The organism is Variovorax sp. AB1(2024) (genome assembly GCF_037482385.2).
GTDB lineage: Bacteria > Pseudomonadota > Gammaproteobacteria > Burkholderiales > Burkholderiaceae_C > Variovorax.
This window is the reverse complement of the sequence record NZ_JBBHKP020000001.1, coordinates 974,195-990,394: the sequence shown is the minus strand read 5'-3', so window position 1 is coordinate 990,394 and position 16,200 is coordinate 974,195. Positions and strand designations below refer to the sequence as shown.

15 protein-coding genes and 1 tRNA gene are annotated in these 16,200 nt (G+C 67.5%); 8 read left to right on the top strand and 8 right to left on the bottom strand.

Annotated elements, in window-relative coordinates:
- Positions 1-21: 21 nt before the first annotated feature.
- The 4 genes from WIX39_RS04820 (at position 22) to WIX39_RS04805 (ending at position 3,527) form a co-directional block, all read left to right on the top strand.
- Positions 22-828, top strand: a complete 807-nt coding sequence (locus tag WIX39_RS04820; RefSeq protein ID WP_081267321.1) for a cyclase family protein — start codon at positions 22-24, stop codon at positions 826-828.
- A 10-nt stretch (positions 829-838) separates the two neighbouring features.
- Positions 839-2,164 carry a fumarylacetoacetase gene (fahA, locus tag WIX39_RS04815; protein ID WP_106936222.1) on the top strand — a complete coding sequence of 442 codons (1,326 nt, stop codon included), beginning with the start codon at positions 839-841 and terminating at the stop codon, positions 2,162-2,164.
- Between the two features lie 65 nt (positions 2,165-2,229).
- Complete coding sequence (locus WIX39_RS04810; RefSeq protein ID WP_159053677.1) at positions 2,230-2,370, top strand: hypothetical protein; 141 nt, start codon at positions 2,230-2,232, stop codon at positions 2,368-2,370.
- A gap of 116 nt (positions 2,371-2,486) precedes the next feature.
- A complete protein-coding gene (locus WIX39_RS04805; RefSeq protein WP_409194598.1) occupies positions 2,487-3,527 on the top strand; it encodes an RNA ligase (ATP) in 1,041 nt (346 codons plus the stop codon).
- Positions 3,528-3,605: 78 nt separating this feature from the next.
- On the opposite strand, the gene WIX39_RS04800 is transcribed toward WIX39_RS04805, so the two are convergent.
- The 3 genes from WIX39_RS04800 to WIX39_RS04790 all read right to left on the bottom strand — a co-directional run bounded on the left by WIX39_RS04800 (position 3,606) and on the right by WIX39_RS04790 (position 5,098).
- Positions 3,606-3,681, bottom strand: a tRNA-Gly gene (locus tag WIX39_RS04800).
- 63 nt (positions 3,682-3,744) lie between these two features.
- Positions 3,745-4,647, bottom strand: coding sequence for an NAD(P)/FAD-dependent oxidoreductase (locus tag WIX39_RS04795; protein WP_409194597.1), 903 nt, complete (start codon positions 4,645-4,647; stop codon positions 3,745-3,747).
- Positions 4,637-5,098, bottom strand: coding sequence for an RrF2 family transcriptional regulator (locus tag WIX39_RS04790; RefSeq protein ID WP_409194596.1), 462 nt, complete (start codon positions 5,096-5,098; stop codon positions 4,637-4,639). Before WIX39_RS04790 ends, WIX39_RS04795 begins: the two co-directional genes overlap by 11 nt.
- A 222-nt stretch (positions 5,099-5,320) precedes the next feature.
- Between WIX39_RS04790 and WIX39_RS04785 the strand changes: the two genes are divergently transcribed.
- Positions 5,321-5,749 (top strand): adhesin, encoded by a 429-nt coding sequence (locus WIX39_RS04785; protein ID WP_409194595.1) that lies wholly within the window; start codon positions 5,321-5,323, stop codon positions 5,747-5,749.
- Between the two features lie 80 nt (positions 5,750-5,829).
- Here WIX39_RS04785 and WIX39_RS04780 read toward each other — a convergent pair whose 3' ends face one another.
- The 5 genes from WIX39_RS04780 to WIX39_RS04760 all read right to left on the bottom strand — a co-directional run bounded on the left by WIX39_RS04780 (position 5,830) and on the right by WIX39_RS04760 (position 12,204).
- Positions 5,830-6,273 carry a MaoC family dehydratase gene (locus WIX39_RS04780; RefSeq protein ID WP_409194594.1) on the bottom strand — a complete coding sequence of 148 codons (444 nt, stop codon included), beginning with the start codon at positions 6,271-6,273 and terminating at the stop codon, positions 5,830-5,832.
- A 10-nt stretch (positions 6,274-6,283) separates the two neighbouring features.
- On the bottom strand, positions 6,284-7,570 hold the full coding sequence (gene boxA / locus WIX39_RS04775) for a benzoyl-CoA 2,3-epoxidase subunit BoxA (RefSeq protein WP_106936227.1): 1,287 nt from the start codon (positions 7,568-7,570) through the stop codon (positions 6,284-6,286).
- A 135-nt stretch (positions 7,571-7,705) separates the two neighbouring features.
- The gene (gene boxB / locus WIX39_RS04770; protein ID WP_106936228.1) at positions 7,706-9,133 is read right to left on the bottom strand and encodes a benzoyl-CoA 2,3-epoxidase subunit BoxB; all 1,428 of its coding nucleotides are present in this window, start codon (positions 9,131-9,133) and stop codon (positions 7,706-7,708) included.
- 31 nt (positions 9,134-9,164) lie between these two features.
- The gene (boxC, locus tag WIX39_RS04765) at positions 9,165-10,841 is read right to left on the bottom strand and encodes a 2,3-epoxybenzoyl-CoA dihydrolase (protein WP_106936229.1); all 1,677 of its coding nucleotides are present in this window, start codon (positions 10,839-10,841) and stop codon (positions 9,165-9,167) included.
- A 415-nt stretch (positions 10,842-11,256) separates the two neighbouring features.
- On the bottom strand, positions 11,257-12,204 hold the full coding sequence (locus tag WIX39_RS04760; protein WP_081267312.1) for a helix-turn-helix transcriptional regulator: 948 nt from the start codon (positions 12,202-12,204) through the stop codon (positions 11,257-11,259).
- A gap of 163 nt (positions 12,205-12,367) precedes the next feature.
- On the opposite strand from WIX39_RS04760, the gene WIX39_RS04755 reads away from it, so the two are divergent.
- The 3 genes from WIX39_RS04755 (at position 12,368) to WIX39_RS04745 (ending at position 16,112) form a co-directional block, all read left to right on the top strand.
- Positions 12,368-12,859, top strand: a complete 492-nt coding sequence (locus WIX39_RS04755) for a DUF4863 family protein (RefSeq protein WP_106936230.1) — start codon at positions 12,368-12,370, stop codon at positions 12,857-12,859.
- Between the two features lie 123 nt (positions 12,860-12,982).
- Positions 12,983-14,533 (top strand): 3,4-dehydroadipyl-CoA semialdehyde dehydrogenase, encoded by a 1,551-nt coding sequence (locus WIX39_RS04750; protein ID WP_106936231.1) that lies wholly within the window; start codon positions 12,983-12,985, stop codon positions 14,531-14,533.
- 31 nt (positions 14,534-14,564) lie between these two features.
- Entirely contained in the window at positions 14,565-16,112 is a 1,548-nt protein-coding gene (locus WIX39_RS04745) for a benzoate-CoA ligase family protein (RefSeq protein ID WP_081267309.1), read from the top strand.
- Positions 16,113-16,200 lie beyond the last annotated feature (88 nt).

Below are 16,200 nucleotides of genomic sequence, written 5' to 3'. Positions count from 1 at the left end.
AACACACCGCAAGGAGTTCCCATGCCACGCAAATTCGTCGACCTGTCGATCTTCCTGGAGAACGACGTGCTGTCCGACCCGCCGGCCTTCGCGCCCAAGATCCAGTACTTCACGCACGAGCAGACCTACGAGCAGATCGAGCCTTTCTTTCCGGGCCTGAAGAAGGAAGACCTGCCCGACGGCGAGGGCTGGGCGGTGGAACTGGTGCAGCTGTCCACGCACAACGGCACGCACCTCGATGCGCCCTATCACTTCCACTCGACCATGGACAAGGCGCTGGGCGAGAAGAAGCCCGCCATCGCCATCCACGACGTGCCGCTCGAGTGGTGCTTCCAGCCCGGCGTGAAGCTCGACTTCCGGCATTTCGCCGACGGCTACGTGGTGACCGCCGCGGACGTCGAGGCCGAGCTCAAGCGCATCGGCCACACGCTGAGCCCGCTGGAGATCGTGGTGGTCAACACGCGCGCCGGTTCGCGCTACGGCAACCCCGACTACGTGTCGGCCGGCGCGGGCATGGGCTATGAAGCGACCATGTACCTGCTGGAGCGCGGTGTGCGCCTCACCGGCACCGACGCATGGAGCTGGGACGCCCCCTTCGTGCACACCGCCAAGAAGTACGGCGAGACGCAAGACGCCTCGCTGATCTGGGAAGGCCACAAGGCCGGCCGCGACATCGGCTACTGCCACATCGAGAAGCTGCACAACCTGGAGGCGCTGCCGCCTACCGGCTTCTTCATCAGCTGCTTTCCGCACAAGATCCGCGGTGCGTCGGCGGGCTGGACCCGCGCGGTCGCGATCTTCGACGACGCGCTGATGGCTTCGGTGTGAGGGCCCGTTCATGAGCATTGCACTCAACCACACGCACGACGTTCATGCGCGCAGCTGGGTCGAATCCGCCAATGCGGCGGGCAGCGACTTTCCCATACAGAACCTGCCGCATGCGGTGTTCCGCCGCGCGGGAAGCAGCGAGGCTTTTCGCGGCGGCGTCGCCGTCGGCGACCAGGTGCTGGACCTCGCTGCGCTGGCCACGCGCGAGCAGCTCGAGGGCCTCGCGCTGCATGCGGCACGCGCGGCCGCGCAGCCTGCGCTGAACGACTTCTTCGCGCTTGGCGCCGCCGCATGGAAGGCGCTGCGCCATGCGCTCTTCGACCTCCTGAAGAACGATGCGCCGGTTGCCACGGTGCAGGCGGTGCGCGAATGCCTCGTGCCGCAGGCCGATGCCGAATACACCGTGCCCGCGCGCATCGGCGACTACACCGACTTCTACACCTCCATCGATCACGCGCTAAACATCAGCCGCCTGATGAACCCCGACGGCGACGTGACACCCAACTTCCGCTGGATCCCCACGGCGTACCACGGGCGGGTGTCGACCATCGGCGTGAGCGGCCAGCGCTTTCATCGGCCGATGGGCCAGGCGATGGCGCCCGGCGCGAAGGCGCCCACGTACCAGGCCTGCGCGCGGCTCGACTACGAGCTGGAGCTGGGCGTGTGGATCGGCACCGGCAATGCGCAGGGCGAGCCCATTGCACTGGAGCGCGCGGAGGAGCACATCTTCGGCATCTGCCTGCTCAACGACTGGTCGGCGCGCGACATCCAGTTCTGGGAGATGGCGCCGCTCGGGCCGTTCCTCGCGAAGAATTTCGCGACCACGATCTCGCCGTGGATCGTGACGATGGAAGCGCTCGCGCCCTACCGGCAAGCGTGGACACGGCCGGCCGACGAGCCCCAGCCGCTTGCCTATCTGGAGAACGCGGCGAACCGCGAGAGTGGCGCGCTCGACATCCGCCTGGAGGTCTGGCTCGAGAGCGAGAAAGCGCGCAAGGAGAAGACAGGGCCATCGCGCCTCTCGTCCACCAGCTTCAGGCACCAGTACTGGAGCGTGGCGCAGATGGTGACGCACCACACCATGGGCGGCTGCAGCCTGAACCCCGGCGACCTGTTCGGCAGCGGCACGATCTCCGGGCCGGGCCCCGGCGAGGCCGGCGCGATCATCGAGCTGACGCGCGCGGCGCAGAGCCCGGTGACGCTGGCCAACGGCGAGCAGCGCGGCTTTCTCGAAGACGGCGACGCTGTGCTGCTGCGCGGCTGGTGCGAGAAGCCGGGGCATGCGCGCATCGGGTTCGGGGAGAGCCGGGGGATGGTGCTGCCGGCCAGAGGTTGACGGCCCGGTAAATACTCTTTACAGTCCGCCTCCTTCGAAACGCACACCTCCACCGAAACTTCATCGTGAACGCCGCATCGGTCATCGCCAACATCCGCCGCATCGTCTGCCCCGCATCGGGCGGCACATTCGCGTACGGCATCGACCATGCGACGAACCTGCAGCAGGCAGGCGAACACACACCACCGGGCGGGGGCAGCGCATAGCGCACATCTCTTCGACACTCTTTCACAAGAGGCCCGGACACCGAATGGTTCCGGGCCTTTTTCTTTTTTTGCGTCACCGTCAGTTCATCATCAATCAACCACAGGGAGAAAAAACCATGCGCAAGCTTGTCACCGTCCGCACTGTCGATGCCGTTCGCCCCATCCCCGGGGCCGACGCGATCGAATGCGCCATCGTCGAAGGCTGGACCGTCGTCACCAAGAAGGGGGAGTTCGCCGCCGGCGACCGGGGCGTCTTCTTCGAGATCGACGCGTTCCTGCCGCTCGACGATCCGCGCTTCGCCTTTCTCGAGAAGTCGGCCATCACCTGGAACGGCAAGCGCGGCGTACGGCTTCGCACGATGAAGCTGCGCGGGCAGATCTCGCAAGGGCTGATCCTGCCGCTGTCGCGATTCGCCGAGATCGACGCGCTCGCGCTGGCCGATCCGGCGCTTCGCCAACGCGACTGGGCCGAGCTGTTCGGCGTCGGCAAGTGGGAGCCGGTGATTCCGGCGTGCCTGTCGGGCGATGTGGAAGGCGCATTTCCGGCGTTCATCGCCAAGACCGACCAGGAGCGCATCCAGAACCTGCCCGAGGTGCTCGCGGCCCATGACGGGCAGTCGTTCGAGGTCACGGTCAAGCTCGACGGCTCGAGCATGACCGTGTTCCACAACGCAGGCGCGCTCGGTGTGTGCGGACGCAACTGGCAGCTTCGCGAAACCCCAGGCAACAGCCTGTGGCGCGTGGCGCGGCAAGACCGCCTGCTCGAAGCGCTGGCCACGCTGGGCCGCAACCTCGCGTTGCAGGGCGAGATCGTCGGCGAGGGCATCCAGGGCAACCCGGAGAAGCTGCGCGGGCAGGCGGTCCACGTGTTCGATGTGTTCGACATCGACCGGGGCACTTACTGCGGGATGGAAGAGCGCAACGCCGTCATCGACGTGCTTCGCGTGCTGGGGGCGACGGTTCGCACCGTGCCGCTGCTCGAAGTGACCACGCTCGAACGCTTCGGCGGCTCGACCGCCGAGGTGCTGGCGTATGCCGAGGGGCCGTCGCTGAACCCGGACACCCAGCGGGAAGGTGTGGTGTTCAAGCGGCTGGACGGCGGGCTGTCGTTCAAGGCGATCTCGAACAGCTACCTGCTGAAGCACTCGGATCGTTGAACGAAAAGGCAAGCCGACAGGAAAGGCTTGCCGCAACGAAAAAAGGCCACCCGTATGGGTGGCCTTTTTCGGCAATGTTGGAGCGGGAGAAGAGTCTCGAACTCTCGACCTCAACCTTGGCAAGGTTGCGCTCTACCAACTGAGCTACTCCCGCGTCGAGCCTCAGATTATAGGGTGATTTTCGACGGGTTTTTCCGAATCCGGGAAAAAAGTTCTTTCAGGCCCCGAACACCAGCGACCGGTGCATCGACACGCCGGCCATCAACCCGTCCGCAGACGCCAGCGTGGCGTTGGAAAACGCCATCGCAAGATCGCCCGCCGCGTAGACGCCGGGCACCGTCGACATCTTCATGGCATCGACGCGCAGCACCTGGCCCATCGGGCCGTCGTCGAAGGCGCAGCCGAGCTGTTCGGCCAGCGGGCTGGCAGGCCGCGTGTGCGGCGCCACGAACAGCGCCTCGACCGGCACGAGCCTGCCGTCTTCGAGGCGCACGCCGGCCAGGCCCGTCGCCTCGCCTTCCAGCCCGGCAATACGCCCCGGCTCGACAGTCACGCCGCGCGACTGCAGCCTGGCGCGAACCTCCGCATCGGGGCCCTTGCTGCCGTTCAGGAAGAGCGTGGTCGGACCCCATTCGGCGATCAGCAATGCATGGTCCGGCGGGCCGCCGGCGTGGAACAGCAGGCCCAGCTGGCGCTCGCCGAACTCGTAGCCGTGGCAGTAAGGACAGTGCAGCACGCTCTTGCCCCAGCGCTGGCCGATTCCGGGAATGTCGGGCAGTCCGTCCTGCACGCCGAACGACAGCAGCAGCTTGCGGGTCGACAGCTGCGCGCCGTCGGCCACAGACACGGTGAAGCCGCCGGAGTCGTCGGCCTCGGCGGCCGCCACGCTGCCCTGAACAAAATCGACCGACGGATACGCGAGCAATTTCGCGCGCGCATCGGCGACCATCTTCAGCGGCGGCGTGCCGTCCTGCCCGAAGAAGCCGTGCGACGCAGCGGCAAAGCGGTTGCGCGGCGCGCCCGCGTCGACCACGCATACCTTCCTGCGTGCGCGGGCCAGTTGCATCGCGGCGGAAAGGCCGGCAAAGCTGCCGCCCACCACCAGAACGTCATAGCGCATGTTCAATGTCCTTTGAAGTGAAGCCGCCGCCCGTCATGCGGCGATGAAAGTCCCTGGAAAGATCGGCCAGCGTGATGCTGTTGAAACGCCTGAGCAGCAGCGCCTCGGCCTCATCGCACACGCCGTCGAGCGCGGCATTCACCGCCTGCTCGACAATGCAGCCCGGGCTCTCTGTGCGGTTGCCCACGGCCAGCAGCGCAGGCGCGCCGACGGCGTTGTGCACGTCGCCCAGCGTGACCGCCGAGAGCGAGCAAGACAGCACCCACCCGCCGCCGTGCCCCTTGGCCGAACTCACGAAACCCGCTTGCCGCAGGCCGGCCATGAGCCGGCGGATGACGACCGGGTTGGTGTGCATCGCGACCGCGAGCAACTCGGAGGTGACCGGCCCCTCCATCTCGGCCATGTGCAGCAGCACATGGAGAACGCCTGAAAGCTTGCTGTCTCTTTTCATGCAACATTATGAGTTGCGTGTTTTTAACATGACGAGCCCTGGGGTCTTGGGGCGCCGCGCAAACGTTCGAGCCCCCGATCCCGCCGACAGCCATGTCCCACACGCGTGGGCGACTGTGGCGCACATGGCGACAGACGACGGCCCGGCCATGGTTGCACCCGGATCGATCGAACCTCGGTCGCTCCTTGATTCGTGACCATGCTACGAAAGGAACAGTCACCCATGAAGCAACAACAACACAACCGCATCCTCATCGGCGCCGTGCTCGCAGGCCTGCTGGCCATCGGCGGAACGGCCCAGGCGCAAGGCGTCGGGGTCGGCGTGGGCGTCAATGCCGACGTGAACGCATCCGGTTCAGGCACAGGCGGCAACGCTGGCACAGCTGCCGGCGCCAATACAGGAGCGAAGGCCAATGCCGGGAGCACGGCAGGCGGTGCGGGCAATGCCGTGGGTGGCGTGCTGGGCGGTGCAACGGGCGCTGTCGGCGGTGCCACGAACGCGGTGGGCGGTGTGACCAACACCGTGGGCGGCACGCTCAATGGCGCGACCGGCGCCGTGGGCTCGGCCGGCAGTGCAGTGAAGGCGCCCGCGGCGGGCGTGAAGGCGAACGGCAAGGCCCAGGGTTCGGGCGCGGTCGACCTCAAGAAGTAAGGTAAGCCAGAGCCACCCGAAGTGGAAGGCCCGCGGCGCTTGATTGCGCGGCGGGCCTTTTTGTTCGTCTGTAGAAAACCTCAGTCGATCGGCTTCAGCCTGAACAGGCTGGTGACTTCCACATCAAGCACCAGCATCTCGCGCTGGTTGAACAGCCGCCAGCGCCAGCGCAGGATGCCGAGCGTGGGCCGCTTCTCGGAGCGGCGCGCCTCGATCACGTCGGCCACCAGCCGAAGCGCGTCACCGGGCCGCACGGGGTTGGGCCAGCGCACGCGCTCGAGCCCTGGCGATGCGAAAGACTCCGAGCCCGCCAGCACCGCGTCGACCACCAGCCGCATCGCGATGGAGCAGGTGTGCCAACCGCTCGCGATCAGCCCGCCGAAAGGGCTTTCTGCGGCGGCTTCGGCGTCTGTGTGAAACCACTGCGGATCGTAGGCCCGCGCGAACTGCACGAGTTCGGCTTCGGTGAGCACATAGGGCCCGGCCTCGATGACCTGGCCCGCATGGAAGTCGGCGAACTGCATCCGCCGCAGCTTAGTAGGTTTCGAGGTGCAGGCGGCCTTCGCGCTTCAAGGCGGCGCCGACGGTGTCCCAGTCAAGCCCCGCTTCCTTCGCCACGTCGCGCAGTGCCAGCACCACGCCCTCTTCCATGCTCTTCAGGCCGCACACGTAGAAGTGGCTGGCACCGTCCTTCAGCAACGCGGCCAGGTCGGCGGCGCGCTCGCGCATCAGGTCCTGCACGTAGCGCTTGGGTTGGCCCGGCGTGCGCGAGAACGCCAGGTTGATGTCGATGAAGTCCTTGGGCAGCGACTGCAGCGGGCCGAAGTACGGCAGCTCCTGCTGCGTGCGCGCGCCGAAGAACAGCATAAGCTTGCCGCCCTCGAACTTGCCGCTCTTGCGCAGCCGGCGACGCCACTCGGTCATGGCGCGCATGGGCGCGCTGCCGGTGCCGGTGCAGATCATCACGATGTGCGACTTGGGGTGGTTCGGCATCAGGAAGGACGAGCCGAAGGGCCCGACCACCTGCACCGTGTCGCCCACCTTCAGGTCGCACACGTAGTTGGAGCACACGCCGCGCACCGGTTCGCCTTCGTGGTCTTCGGTCACGCGCTTCACGGTGAGCGACACGTTGTTGTAGCCGGGCCGCTCGCCGTTGCGCGGGCTGGCCACCGAATACTGGCGCGCATGGTGGCGCTTGCCGATGGCGTCGATGCCCGGCGGCACGATGCCGATCGACTGGCCTTCGAGCACCGGGAACGGCACCACGCCGAAGTCCAGCACGATGTGGTGGGTCTCGCTGTCGAAGCCCGCCTCGGTGCAGTTGAAGTTGCCGACCACGGTGGCGGTCGTCGGGGTCTTCGGCGGGAACAGGTTGGTGTACGCATGCGCGGCCGACCAGGGCGGCACGCTGGCGCCGTACTGCGCCGAATTGAAGACCGGCTCCACCGACTCGACGGCCGCCTGGGCCTGCGTCTGCGCGGGCAACGCGGCGGCGGGGTCGCCGGCCGCATCGGCGGACACGCCTGCGGCTTCGAGCTCCTCAGGGGAAAGTTCGTCGGGAAGCGACTCCCAGGTGAACTGTTCCTCGATCGAATAGGCGCGCACCACCGGCATGGTGCGCCAGTTGTCGATCGAGCCCGTCGGGCACGGCGAGATGCACGCCATGCAGCCGTTGCAGGTGTCCGCGCGCACGACGTAGTTGTTGTCGTCGTGCGTGATCGCGTTCACGGGGCAGATGGCCTCGCAGGTGTTGCAGCGGATGCAGATCTCGGGGTCGATCAGGTGCTGCTTGATGACTCCGGCTTCAACGGCCATGTCCATGTTGTTCTCTCCTGAAAGCCCTCCCCTTTCGGGGGAGGGTCGGGTGGGGGCTTGCGGCGCTTGTCGTAGTCGCGCCGCTGGCCCCCATCCCAGCCTTCCCCCAGAGGAGGAAGGAGCAATACCGAAATACCTCGATCAACCGAAACGCACGTACTCGAAATCCACCGGCTGCCGGTTGATGCCCATCACCGGCGGGGAGATCCAGCCTGCGAACTTGCCCGGCTCCACCACGCGGCCCATCAACGATGCCACGAAAGCGAAGTCTTCGGAACTCGGCAGCCATTCGTCGCGCTTGGCGGCCCATTCCACCTCGTTCACCACGCGGCCGTCCGGCGACATCTTGATGCCCGCGAGCGCGCCGATCTGGCGGTTGAAAGCCTTGTGCGGCACGCTCAGGCGGGTCGGGATGCCGGCCTTCTCGAGCACCTTGTTCCAGCGGTTCACGCCGGCCACCGAATCCTTGATGAAGTCGTCGCGCAGCACCTCGTTCAGCGCGTTGAGCATCGGCACGTCCTTCTCGACGAGCTGGCCGTCCTTCACTTCCAGCACCTTGTAGGTCTGGCCCTTGAGCACGTGGTCGTCGTCGCGCTTGCCTTCTTCATAGCGGCCCTTGAGGCCCGAGCTGTAGAAGATGGCGGCATTGCTCGACTGGTCGGCGCCGAACAGGTCGATGGTCACGCTGTAGTGGAAGTTCAGGTAGCGCTGGATGGTGCCCAGGTCGATAGCGCCGGCCGCGCGCACCTTCTGCGCGTCGTCGGTCTTCAGCTCGTTCATGACCTGCGCGGTGCGCGCGATGACGCGCGACACGCCGCTCTCGCCCACGAACATGTGGTGCGCCTCTTCGGTCAGCATGAACTTCGTGGTGCGCGCGAGCGGGTCGAACGCGCTCTCGGCCAGCGCGGCCAGCTGGAACTTGCCGTCGCGGTCGGTGAAGTAGGTGAACATGAAGAACGCGAGCCAGTCGGGCGTCTTCTCGTTGAAGGCGCCCAGGATGCGCGGGTTGTTGTCGTCACCCGAGGTGCGCTGCAGCAGCGCGTCGGCCTCTTCGCGGCCGTCGCGGCCGAAGTGCTTCTGCAGCAGGTAGACCATGGCCCACAGGTGGCGGCCTTCTTCCACGTTGATCTGGAACAGGTTGCGCAGGTCGTACATGCTGGGCGCGGTCAGGCCCAGGTGGCGCTGCTGCTCGACCGATGCCGGCTCGGTGTCGCCCTGCGTCACGATGATGCGGCGCAGGTTGGCGCGGTGCTCGCCGGGCACGTCCTGCCAGGCCTTCTCGCCCTTGTGGTCGCCGAAGTGGATCTCGCGGTTGGCGTCGCCCGGGTTCAGGAAGATGCCCCAGCGGTAGTCGCGCATCTTCACGTGGCCGAACTGGGCCCAGCCCTGCGGATCGACGCTCACGGCCGTGCGCAGGTACACCTCGTGGTTGGTCGAGCCCTCGGGGCCCACGTCGTCCCACCAGTTGATGAAGTTGGGCTGCCAGCCTTCGAGCGCGCGCTGCAGCGTGCGGTCTTCGCCGAGGTTGACGTTGTTGGGGATCTTCTCGCTGTAGTTGATCGTGCTCATCGTTGTTCCTTGGGTTGTACGGACTGCGCTATCAGACGCGATTCATGTCGAAGCCGGCCTTCTGGCCGGTGCCGTAGACCTTCAGCGCGCCCTTTTCGCCGACGGCGTTGGGGCGGTTGAAGATCCAGTTCTGCCAGGCGGTGAGCCGGCCGAAGATGCGGGTGGCCATGTTCTCCTTGCTCGCGAAGCGCAGGTTGGCTTCGAGGCCGGTGAGCGCATCGGGCGACATGGCGGCGCGCTCCTCGATGGCGATGCGGATCTCGTCGTCCCAGTCGATGTCGTCGGGCGCGGCAGTGACCAGACCGAGCTTCAGGGCCTCGTCGGCATCGAGCGGCTTGCCGGCTGCGGCGCGGGCGGCTTCGAGCGGCGTGGCCTCTTCATAGAAGCGGCGCTGCAGGCGGCTCTGGTCGTTCACCATCGGGAAGAAGCCGAAGTTGAATTCGCCCAGTGTGAGCTTGGGCGCGCGCTCGGCGTCGTCGGGCAGCGCGAGCATGTAGGTGCGGTCGGCGGCAAAGGCCAGTTCGGCCAGCGTGCCGGCGAAGCAGGAACCGGCTTCGACCAGCGCGAACAGGCTGCGCGACGACACGTCCAGGCGCGCCAGCGTGCGGCGCAGCGCGCCGATGGTTTCGCGCACCAGCCAGTGGTCCTTGTTGGCGAACATCACCGCGTCCGACGCGAGCACCGCGGCGGCGTCGCCCTCGGTCTTGAGCAACCAGGTGCCGACGTCGAGTTCGTTCGTGCGCAGGTTGAGGATGGCGTCGTCGAGTTCGCGGCACATCGCCAGCGGCCACCAGGCGGCGCCCGCCGCTTCGATGGCTGCCACGTCGGCCGGCTGCGTGCCGGTCGGCGCCTTCACCGTGATGGTGGCGGTGCGCTTGCTGCGGTCGATCTGCACGTTGACGTGCGAATAGGCAATGCCGTCGGCGCTGTCGGTGCGTTCGAGGCGGGTCAGGGCCACACCCTTGCCGCCGGCGGGGCGGTCGCTGCCCGCGGCGAGCTGCGAAGCACGGTCCTGCACGGCGGCCGCGAACTGCGCGGGCTTGGCCACGGCATCGACCAGGCGCCAGTCGACCGCGCGCTGGCCGCGCACGCCTTCGACGCTGGTGCAGAAGATGTCGGCGAGGTCATGGCGCACATGGCGCTTGTCGGTCACGCGGGTCAGGCCGCCGGTGCCGGGCAGCACGCCGAGCAGCGGCACCTCGGGCAGCGACACGGCGGAGGAGCGGTCGTCCACCAGCAGGATCTCGTCGCAGGCCAGCGCCAGTTCGTAGCCGCCGCCGGCGCAGGCGCCGTTCACGGCCGCGAGGAACTTCAGGCCCGAGTGCTTCGACGAGTCTTCGATGCCGTTGCGCGTCTCGTTGGTGAACTTGCAGAAGTTGACCTTCCAGGCGTGGCTGGAGACACCCAGCATGAAGATGTTGGCGCCCGAGCAGAAGATGCGGTCCTTGCCGCTGGTGACGATGACGCTGCGCACTTCAGGATGCTCGAAGCGCACGCGGTTGAGCGCGTCGTTCAGCTCGATGTCCACGCCCAGGTCGTAGCTGTTGAGCTTGAGCTTGTAGCCGGGGCGGATGCCCGCGTCTTCCGCGATGTCGAGCACGAGGCGCGCAATGGCGCCGTCGAAGCTGAGGGACCAGTGGCGGTATTGGCCGGGCTCGGTGCGGTAGTCGACGCGCGGGGGCGCCTGGAGCGTGGTGGTATCTGTCATGCGGAAGTCTCCTGTGGGGCAGTGTTCGGAAACCGTGAACAGGAAAGATAATGCACTTTACTGCTCCGATGACATGCATCATGCTGCATGCAAAGAAGCAAGTCAATGCCTGCTGCACTTTTTTTCAGATTTCGGGCTGGTTGGGTTCGGGGTGCGTGCCCAGGCCACCGGGTACTCCCCTCCGCGAATGTCCCCCGGGCTTCGCCCTCCTCCTTTATTTCGCTGCGGGGAGCACCCGGCGCCCTGTGCACGACGAGCGCTGCTCTTGTGCTGGCTGGTCAACAAGTGCTCTGGACGCTCACGACGGCGGGGTGCCTTGCGCAGCGAAATAAAGGGGGAGCCCGAAGGGCGGAGGACATTCGCGGAGCAAGGTACCCCGTCGGCGTGAGCGCGCCCCGAACAAGAGCCTGGAGATTCAGGCGCCCAGACCCATCGACTGCCGAGCCACCGCCCGCAGCGCCTGGAAACTCTGCGACAAAGTCCTGCCGCTGGTGTCTACCGACAGATCGGCCTTCGAATAGAAGGCGGCCCGGCCGTTCAGGATGCGGCGCAGGTCTTCCATCGCTTCCTTGCTGGCCGCCATCGGGCGGGTGTCGCCCTGCGCGGCCACACGGCCCATGTGCTCCTCGGGCGCGGCCTGCAGCCATACCGTGGTGCAGTGCGCGAGCAGTTCGTTGAAAGTAGCCGGGTCCGAGACGATGCCGCCGGGCGTGGCGATCACCACCTCGCTGTAGATCTGCACCGCCTCCTCGAGCGCGCGGCGCTCATAGCGGCGGTATGCGTTGGTGCCGTACAGGTCGTGAATCTCGCGCACGCTGCAGCCGGCGAGCTTCTCGATCTCGCGGCTCAGTTCGATGAAGGGAATCTCCAGGTCTTCGGCCAGCATCTGGCCCAGCGTCGACTTGCCCGCACCGCGCAGGCCCACCAGCGCGATGCGGCGGTGCCGCGCCGGGTCGACGGAGGCGGTGCCCAGCAGCTCGCCGAGCGCCACGCGCACGCGGCGCAGGTCGGCTTCGCTGCGGTTCTCCAGCAGCTCGCGGATCAGCAGCCACTCCGGCGAGCTGGTCGTGACGTCGCCCACCAGTTCGGCCAGCGAGCAATGCAGCGCTCCCGCCACCTGCTGCAGCACCAGGATCGACGCGTTGCCGATGCCGTACTCGAGGTTGGCCAGGTGCCGCTCCGACACGTCGGCCGACAGCGCCACCGCCTTGCGCGTGAGGCCGCGTTGCGCGCGCAGGTTGCGCACGCGGTCGCCCAATGCCGCCAGCAACGGATTCTTGGCCTCCCCGGCCGGCGCCGCGCCGTTGCCGCCGGCGGCGCTTTCGGGCGCGGTGGCCAGCACCGCGTCTACATGCTCGTTCATGCAATTCCTCGTTCTTCGCCGGGATTGTGCGCGCTCAGGGTAAACACCATAGATGCACTATATTGCTTGACACTCATTGTCTCGATGCTTATTGTTCGGCCACAAGCAAGATACTGCACACGCAGCATTCCTGCAAGGTAGTTCATAAGTTCGAGGCCCCACGATGTCCGACCGCAACACACCCGCCACCGGCAAGGAAGCATTTCACCAGCTGATTGCCGGCCTGACCGCCGAAATCGCCGGCAAGCCGCTCGACAGCGCGCTCGACCAGTGGCTCAACGCCAACCATGGCGCGGGAAGCGCCAGCTTCGAGGCGCTGCGCCAGGCCTGCATCGGCGGCGTGGCCGAAGGCTGGCTCTGCGAGCGCGAAGGCGGCGGCATCAAGTACGGCCGCGTCTTCAAGGCCGAAGACGCGCTGCACCGCTTCTCGGTCGACGTGGTCGACATGCAGGACATCGCCGGCCCGCACCACACGCATCCCAACGGCGAGATCGACCTGATCATGCCGCTCGACGACCACCCCGCCACCTTCGACGGGCGGCCCGCCGGCTGGTGCGTCTACGGCCCGGGCACCGCGCATCGCCCGACCGTGGCCCAGGGCCGCGCGCTCGTCCTGTATCTCTTGCCCGAAGGGCAGATCAAGTTCACCGCATGAAGTACTCCCCCAGGCTTGCCCACTTCGTGTGGCCGCCTACCCCCTCGCCGGGGGCAACACCAGCGGCCCGGCAAAGCCGGTTCCGCGGTGTTCCCCGAATCTGCCCACGTTGAGACCCATCGAATGACCGAGCTTCTTTCCAACTACGTCGCCGGCCGCTGGCAAAGCGGCTCGGGCGCAGGCACGCCGCTGTTCGACCCGGTGCTCGGCACCGAGCTCGCGCGCGTCGACGCCACCGGCCTCGACCTGCCCGCCGCCTTTGCCTTTGCACGTGAACAGGGCGGCAATGCGCTGCGCGCCCTCACCTACCGCCAGCGCGCGGAGCTGCTCGCCGCCGTCGTGAAAGTGCTGCAGGCCAACCGAGACGCCTACTACGAGATCGCCACCGCCAACTCCGGCACGGTGAAGAACGACTCGGCCGTCGACATCGACGGCGCGATCTTCACGCTCGGCCAGTATGCGAAGTGGGGCAATGCGCTCGGCGACGTGCGTGCGCTGCGCGACGGCGAGGCGGTCAAGCTCGGCAAGGAGCCGGTGTTCCAGTCGCAGCACCTGCAGGTGCCGACGCATGGCGTGGCGCTGTTCATCAACGCCTTCAACTTCCCGTCGTGGGGCCTGTGGGAAAAGGCCGCGCCCGCGCTGCTGTCGGGCGTGCCGGTGATCGTGAAGCCGGCCACCGCCACTGCCTGGCTCACGCAGCGCATGGTGCGCGACGTGGTCGATGCGGGCGTGCTGCCCGCCGGTGCGCTGTCCATCGTCTGCGGCAGTTCGGCCGGCCTGATGGATGCCCTGCAGCCTTTCGACGTGGCCTCGTTCACCGGCTCGGCCGAGACGGCCGCGGTGATCCGCTCGCACCCCGCCGTGGCCGAGCGCTCGGTGCGCGTGAACATCGAGGCCGACAGCCTCAACAGCGCCCTGCTGCTGCCCGGCGCCGCACCCGGCAGCGAAGCCTTCAACCTGCTGGTGCGCGAAGTGGTGCGCGAGATGACGGTCAAGTCGGGCCAGAAATGCACCGCCATCCGCCGCATCCTGGTGCCGGCCGGGTTGTACGACGCGGCGGCCGAAGCCATCGGCGCCAAACTCGCGGGCATCACCGTCGGCAATCCGCGCAACGAGAGCGTGCGCATGGGCTCGCTGGTGAGCCGCGCGCAGCTGAACGCGGTGCGCGAAGGCCTCGACGCGCTGGCCGCGCAGACCACGGTGCTGCACGACGGCCGCGACAAGCCGCTGGTCGATTCGGATCCGGCCGTGGCCGCGTGCATCGGCCCCGTGCTGCTCGGCGCGCGCGATGCCGACGCGGCGCAGCGCGTGCACGACGTGGAAGTGTTCGGCCCCGTCGCCACGCTGCTGCCCTACCGCGATCTCGCGCACGGCATCGCGCTCGCGCACCGCGGCCAGGGCTCGCTGGTCACATCGCTATATGGCAGCGACGACGCGGCCCTGGCGCAGGCTGCGCTTGCAGTGGCGCCCAGCCACGGCCGCGTGCACGTCATCACCCCCGAAGTGGCGCAGGCCCACACCGGCCACGGCAACGTGATGCCGATGTCGCTGCACGGCGGCCCCGGCCGCGCGGGCGGCGGCGCCGAACTCGGCGGGCTGCGCGCTCTCGATTTCTATCACCGCCGCAGCGCGGTGCAGGCGAGCCCCGGCGTCATCGCCGCGCTCGGCCTCTAGAACAAGAACACACGGCCGAAGGAGACAAGACATGACCCTGCCCACACGATTCAACTTCGCCGAGCACCTGTTCGCGCTCAACCGCGGCCGCGCGGCGCGCACCGCCTACATCGACGACCGCGGCGCGCTGAGCTACGGCCAGCTCGAGGAACGCGCGCGCCGGCTGGCCGCCGCGCTCAAGGCCGCCGGCATCCGGCGCGAAGAGCGCGTGCTGCTGCTGATGCTCGACGGCAACGACTGGCCGGTGAGCTTCCTCGGCTGCCTGTATGCGGGCATCGTGCCGGTCGCCGTCAACACGCTGCTCACGCCAGACGACTACGCCTACATGCTCGACCACAGCCGCGCGCAGGCGGTGCTGGTGTCGGGCGCGCTGCTGCCGACGCTGCAGGAAGCCATGGCACGCGGCGGGCATGAAGTGCAGGCGATGCTGGTGTCGCAGCCGACCGGCCCGCTGCCGGACAACGCGCAGGAGTTCGATGCAGCGCTCGCCGCCGCCGAGCCCCTGGCATCGCCGGTGACCACGGCCTCCGACGACCCGGGCTTCTGGCTGTATTCCTCCGGCTCCACCGGCAAGCCCAAGGGCACGGTGCACACGCACGCCAACCTGTGGTGGACGGCGGAGCTGTACGGCAAGCCGGTGCTCGGGCTCACCGAAGACGACGTGTGCTTCTCGGCCGCCAAGATGTACTTCGCCTACGGCCTGGGCAATGCGCTGACCTTCCCGCTCTCGGTGGGCGCGACCGTGGTGCTGATGGCCGAGCGGCCCACACCCGACGCCACCTTCCGCCGCTGGGTGGAACACAAGCCCACCGTGTTCTTCGGCGCCCCCACCGGCTTCGCGGGCATGCTCGCCTCGCCGAAGCTGCCCGCGCGCGAAGCAGTGGCGCTGCGCATGTGCTCCTCGGCCGGCGAAGCATTGCCAGGAGAGATCGCGCAGCGCTTCAAGGCGCAGTTCGGCTGCGAGATCATCGACGGCATCGGCTCGACCGAGATGCTGCACATCTTCATCTCCAACCGGCCCGGCGACATCCGCTACGGCACCACCGGCAAGCCGGTGGACGGCTACGAGGTCGAGCTGCGCGGCGAGGACGGGCGCCCCGTGCCCGACGGCGAGGTGGGCGACCTCTATATCCGCGGCCCCAGCTCCGCGCTGATGTACTGGACCAACCGCGAGAAGTCGCGCGAGACCTTCCAGGGCGGCTGGACCAAGAGCGGCGACAAGTACACGCGCGATGCCGACGGCTACTTCACCTATGCCGGGCGCAGCGACGACATGCTCAAGGTCAGCGGCATCTATGTGTCGCCATTCGAGGTCGAGGCCACGCTGATGCAGCACCCCTCGGTGCTCGAGGCCGCCGTCATCGGCAAGGAAGACGCCGAAGGGCTGACGAAGACCAAGGCCTTCGTGGTGCTGAAGGACGGCGCCGCGGCCAGCGAGGAAGAGCTCAAGGCCTTCGTGAAGGAACGCCTCGCGCCTTACAAGTACCCGCGCTTCCTGGAGTTCGTGAGCGAGTTGCCGAAGACGGCGACGGGGAAGATCCAGCGGTTCAGGTTGCGTGAGAAGGAAAAGCAGGCGTGACGGGCGCGCTGTTTCTGTCTTGCTCCCTCCCCTCCCGGGGGAGGGCTGGGGTGGGGGCAAGCGGCCTTCGCAAAAGCCCCGCCTCTGC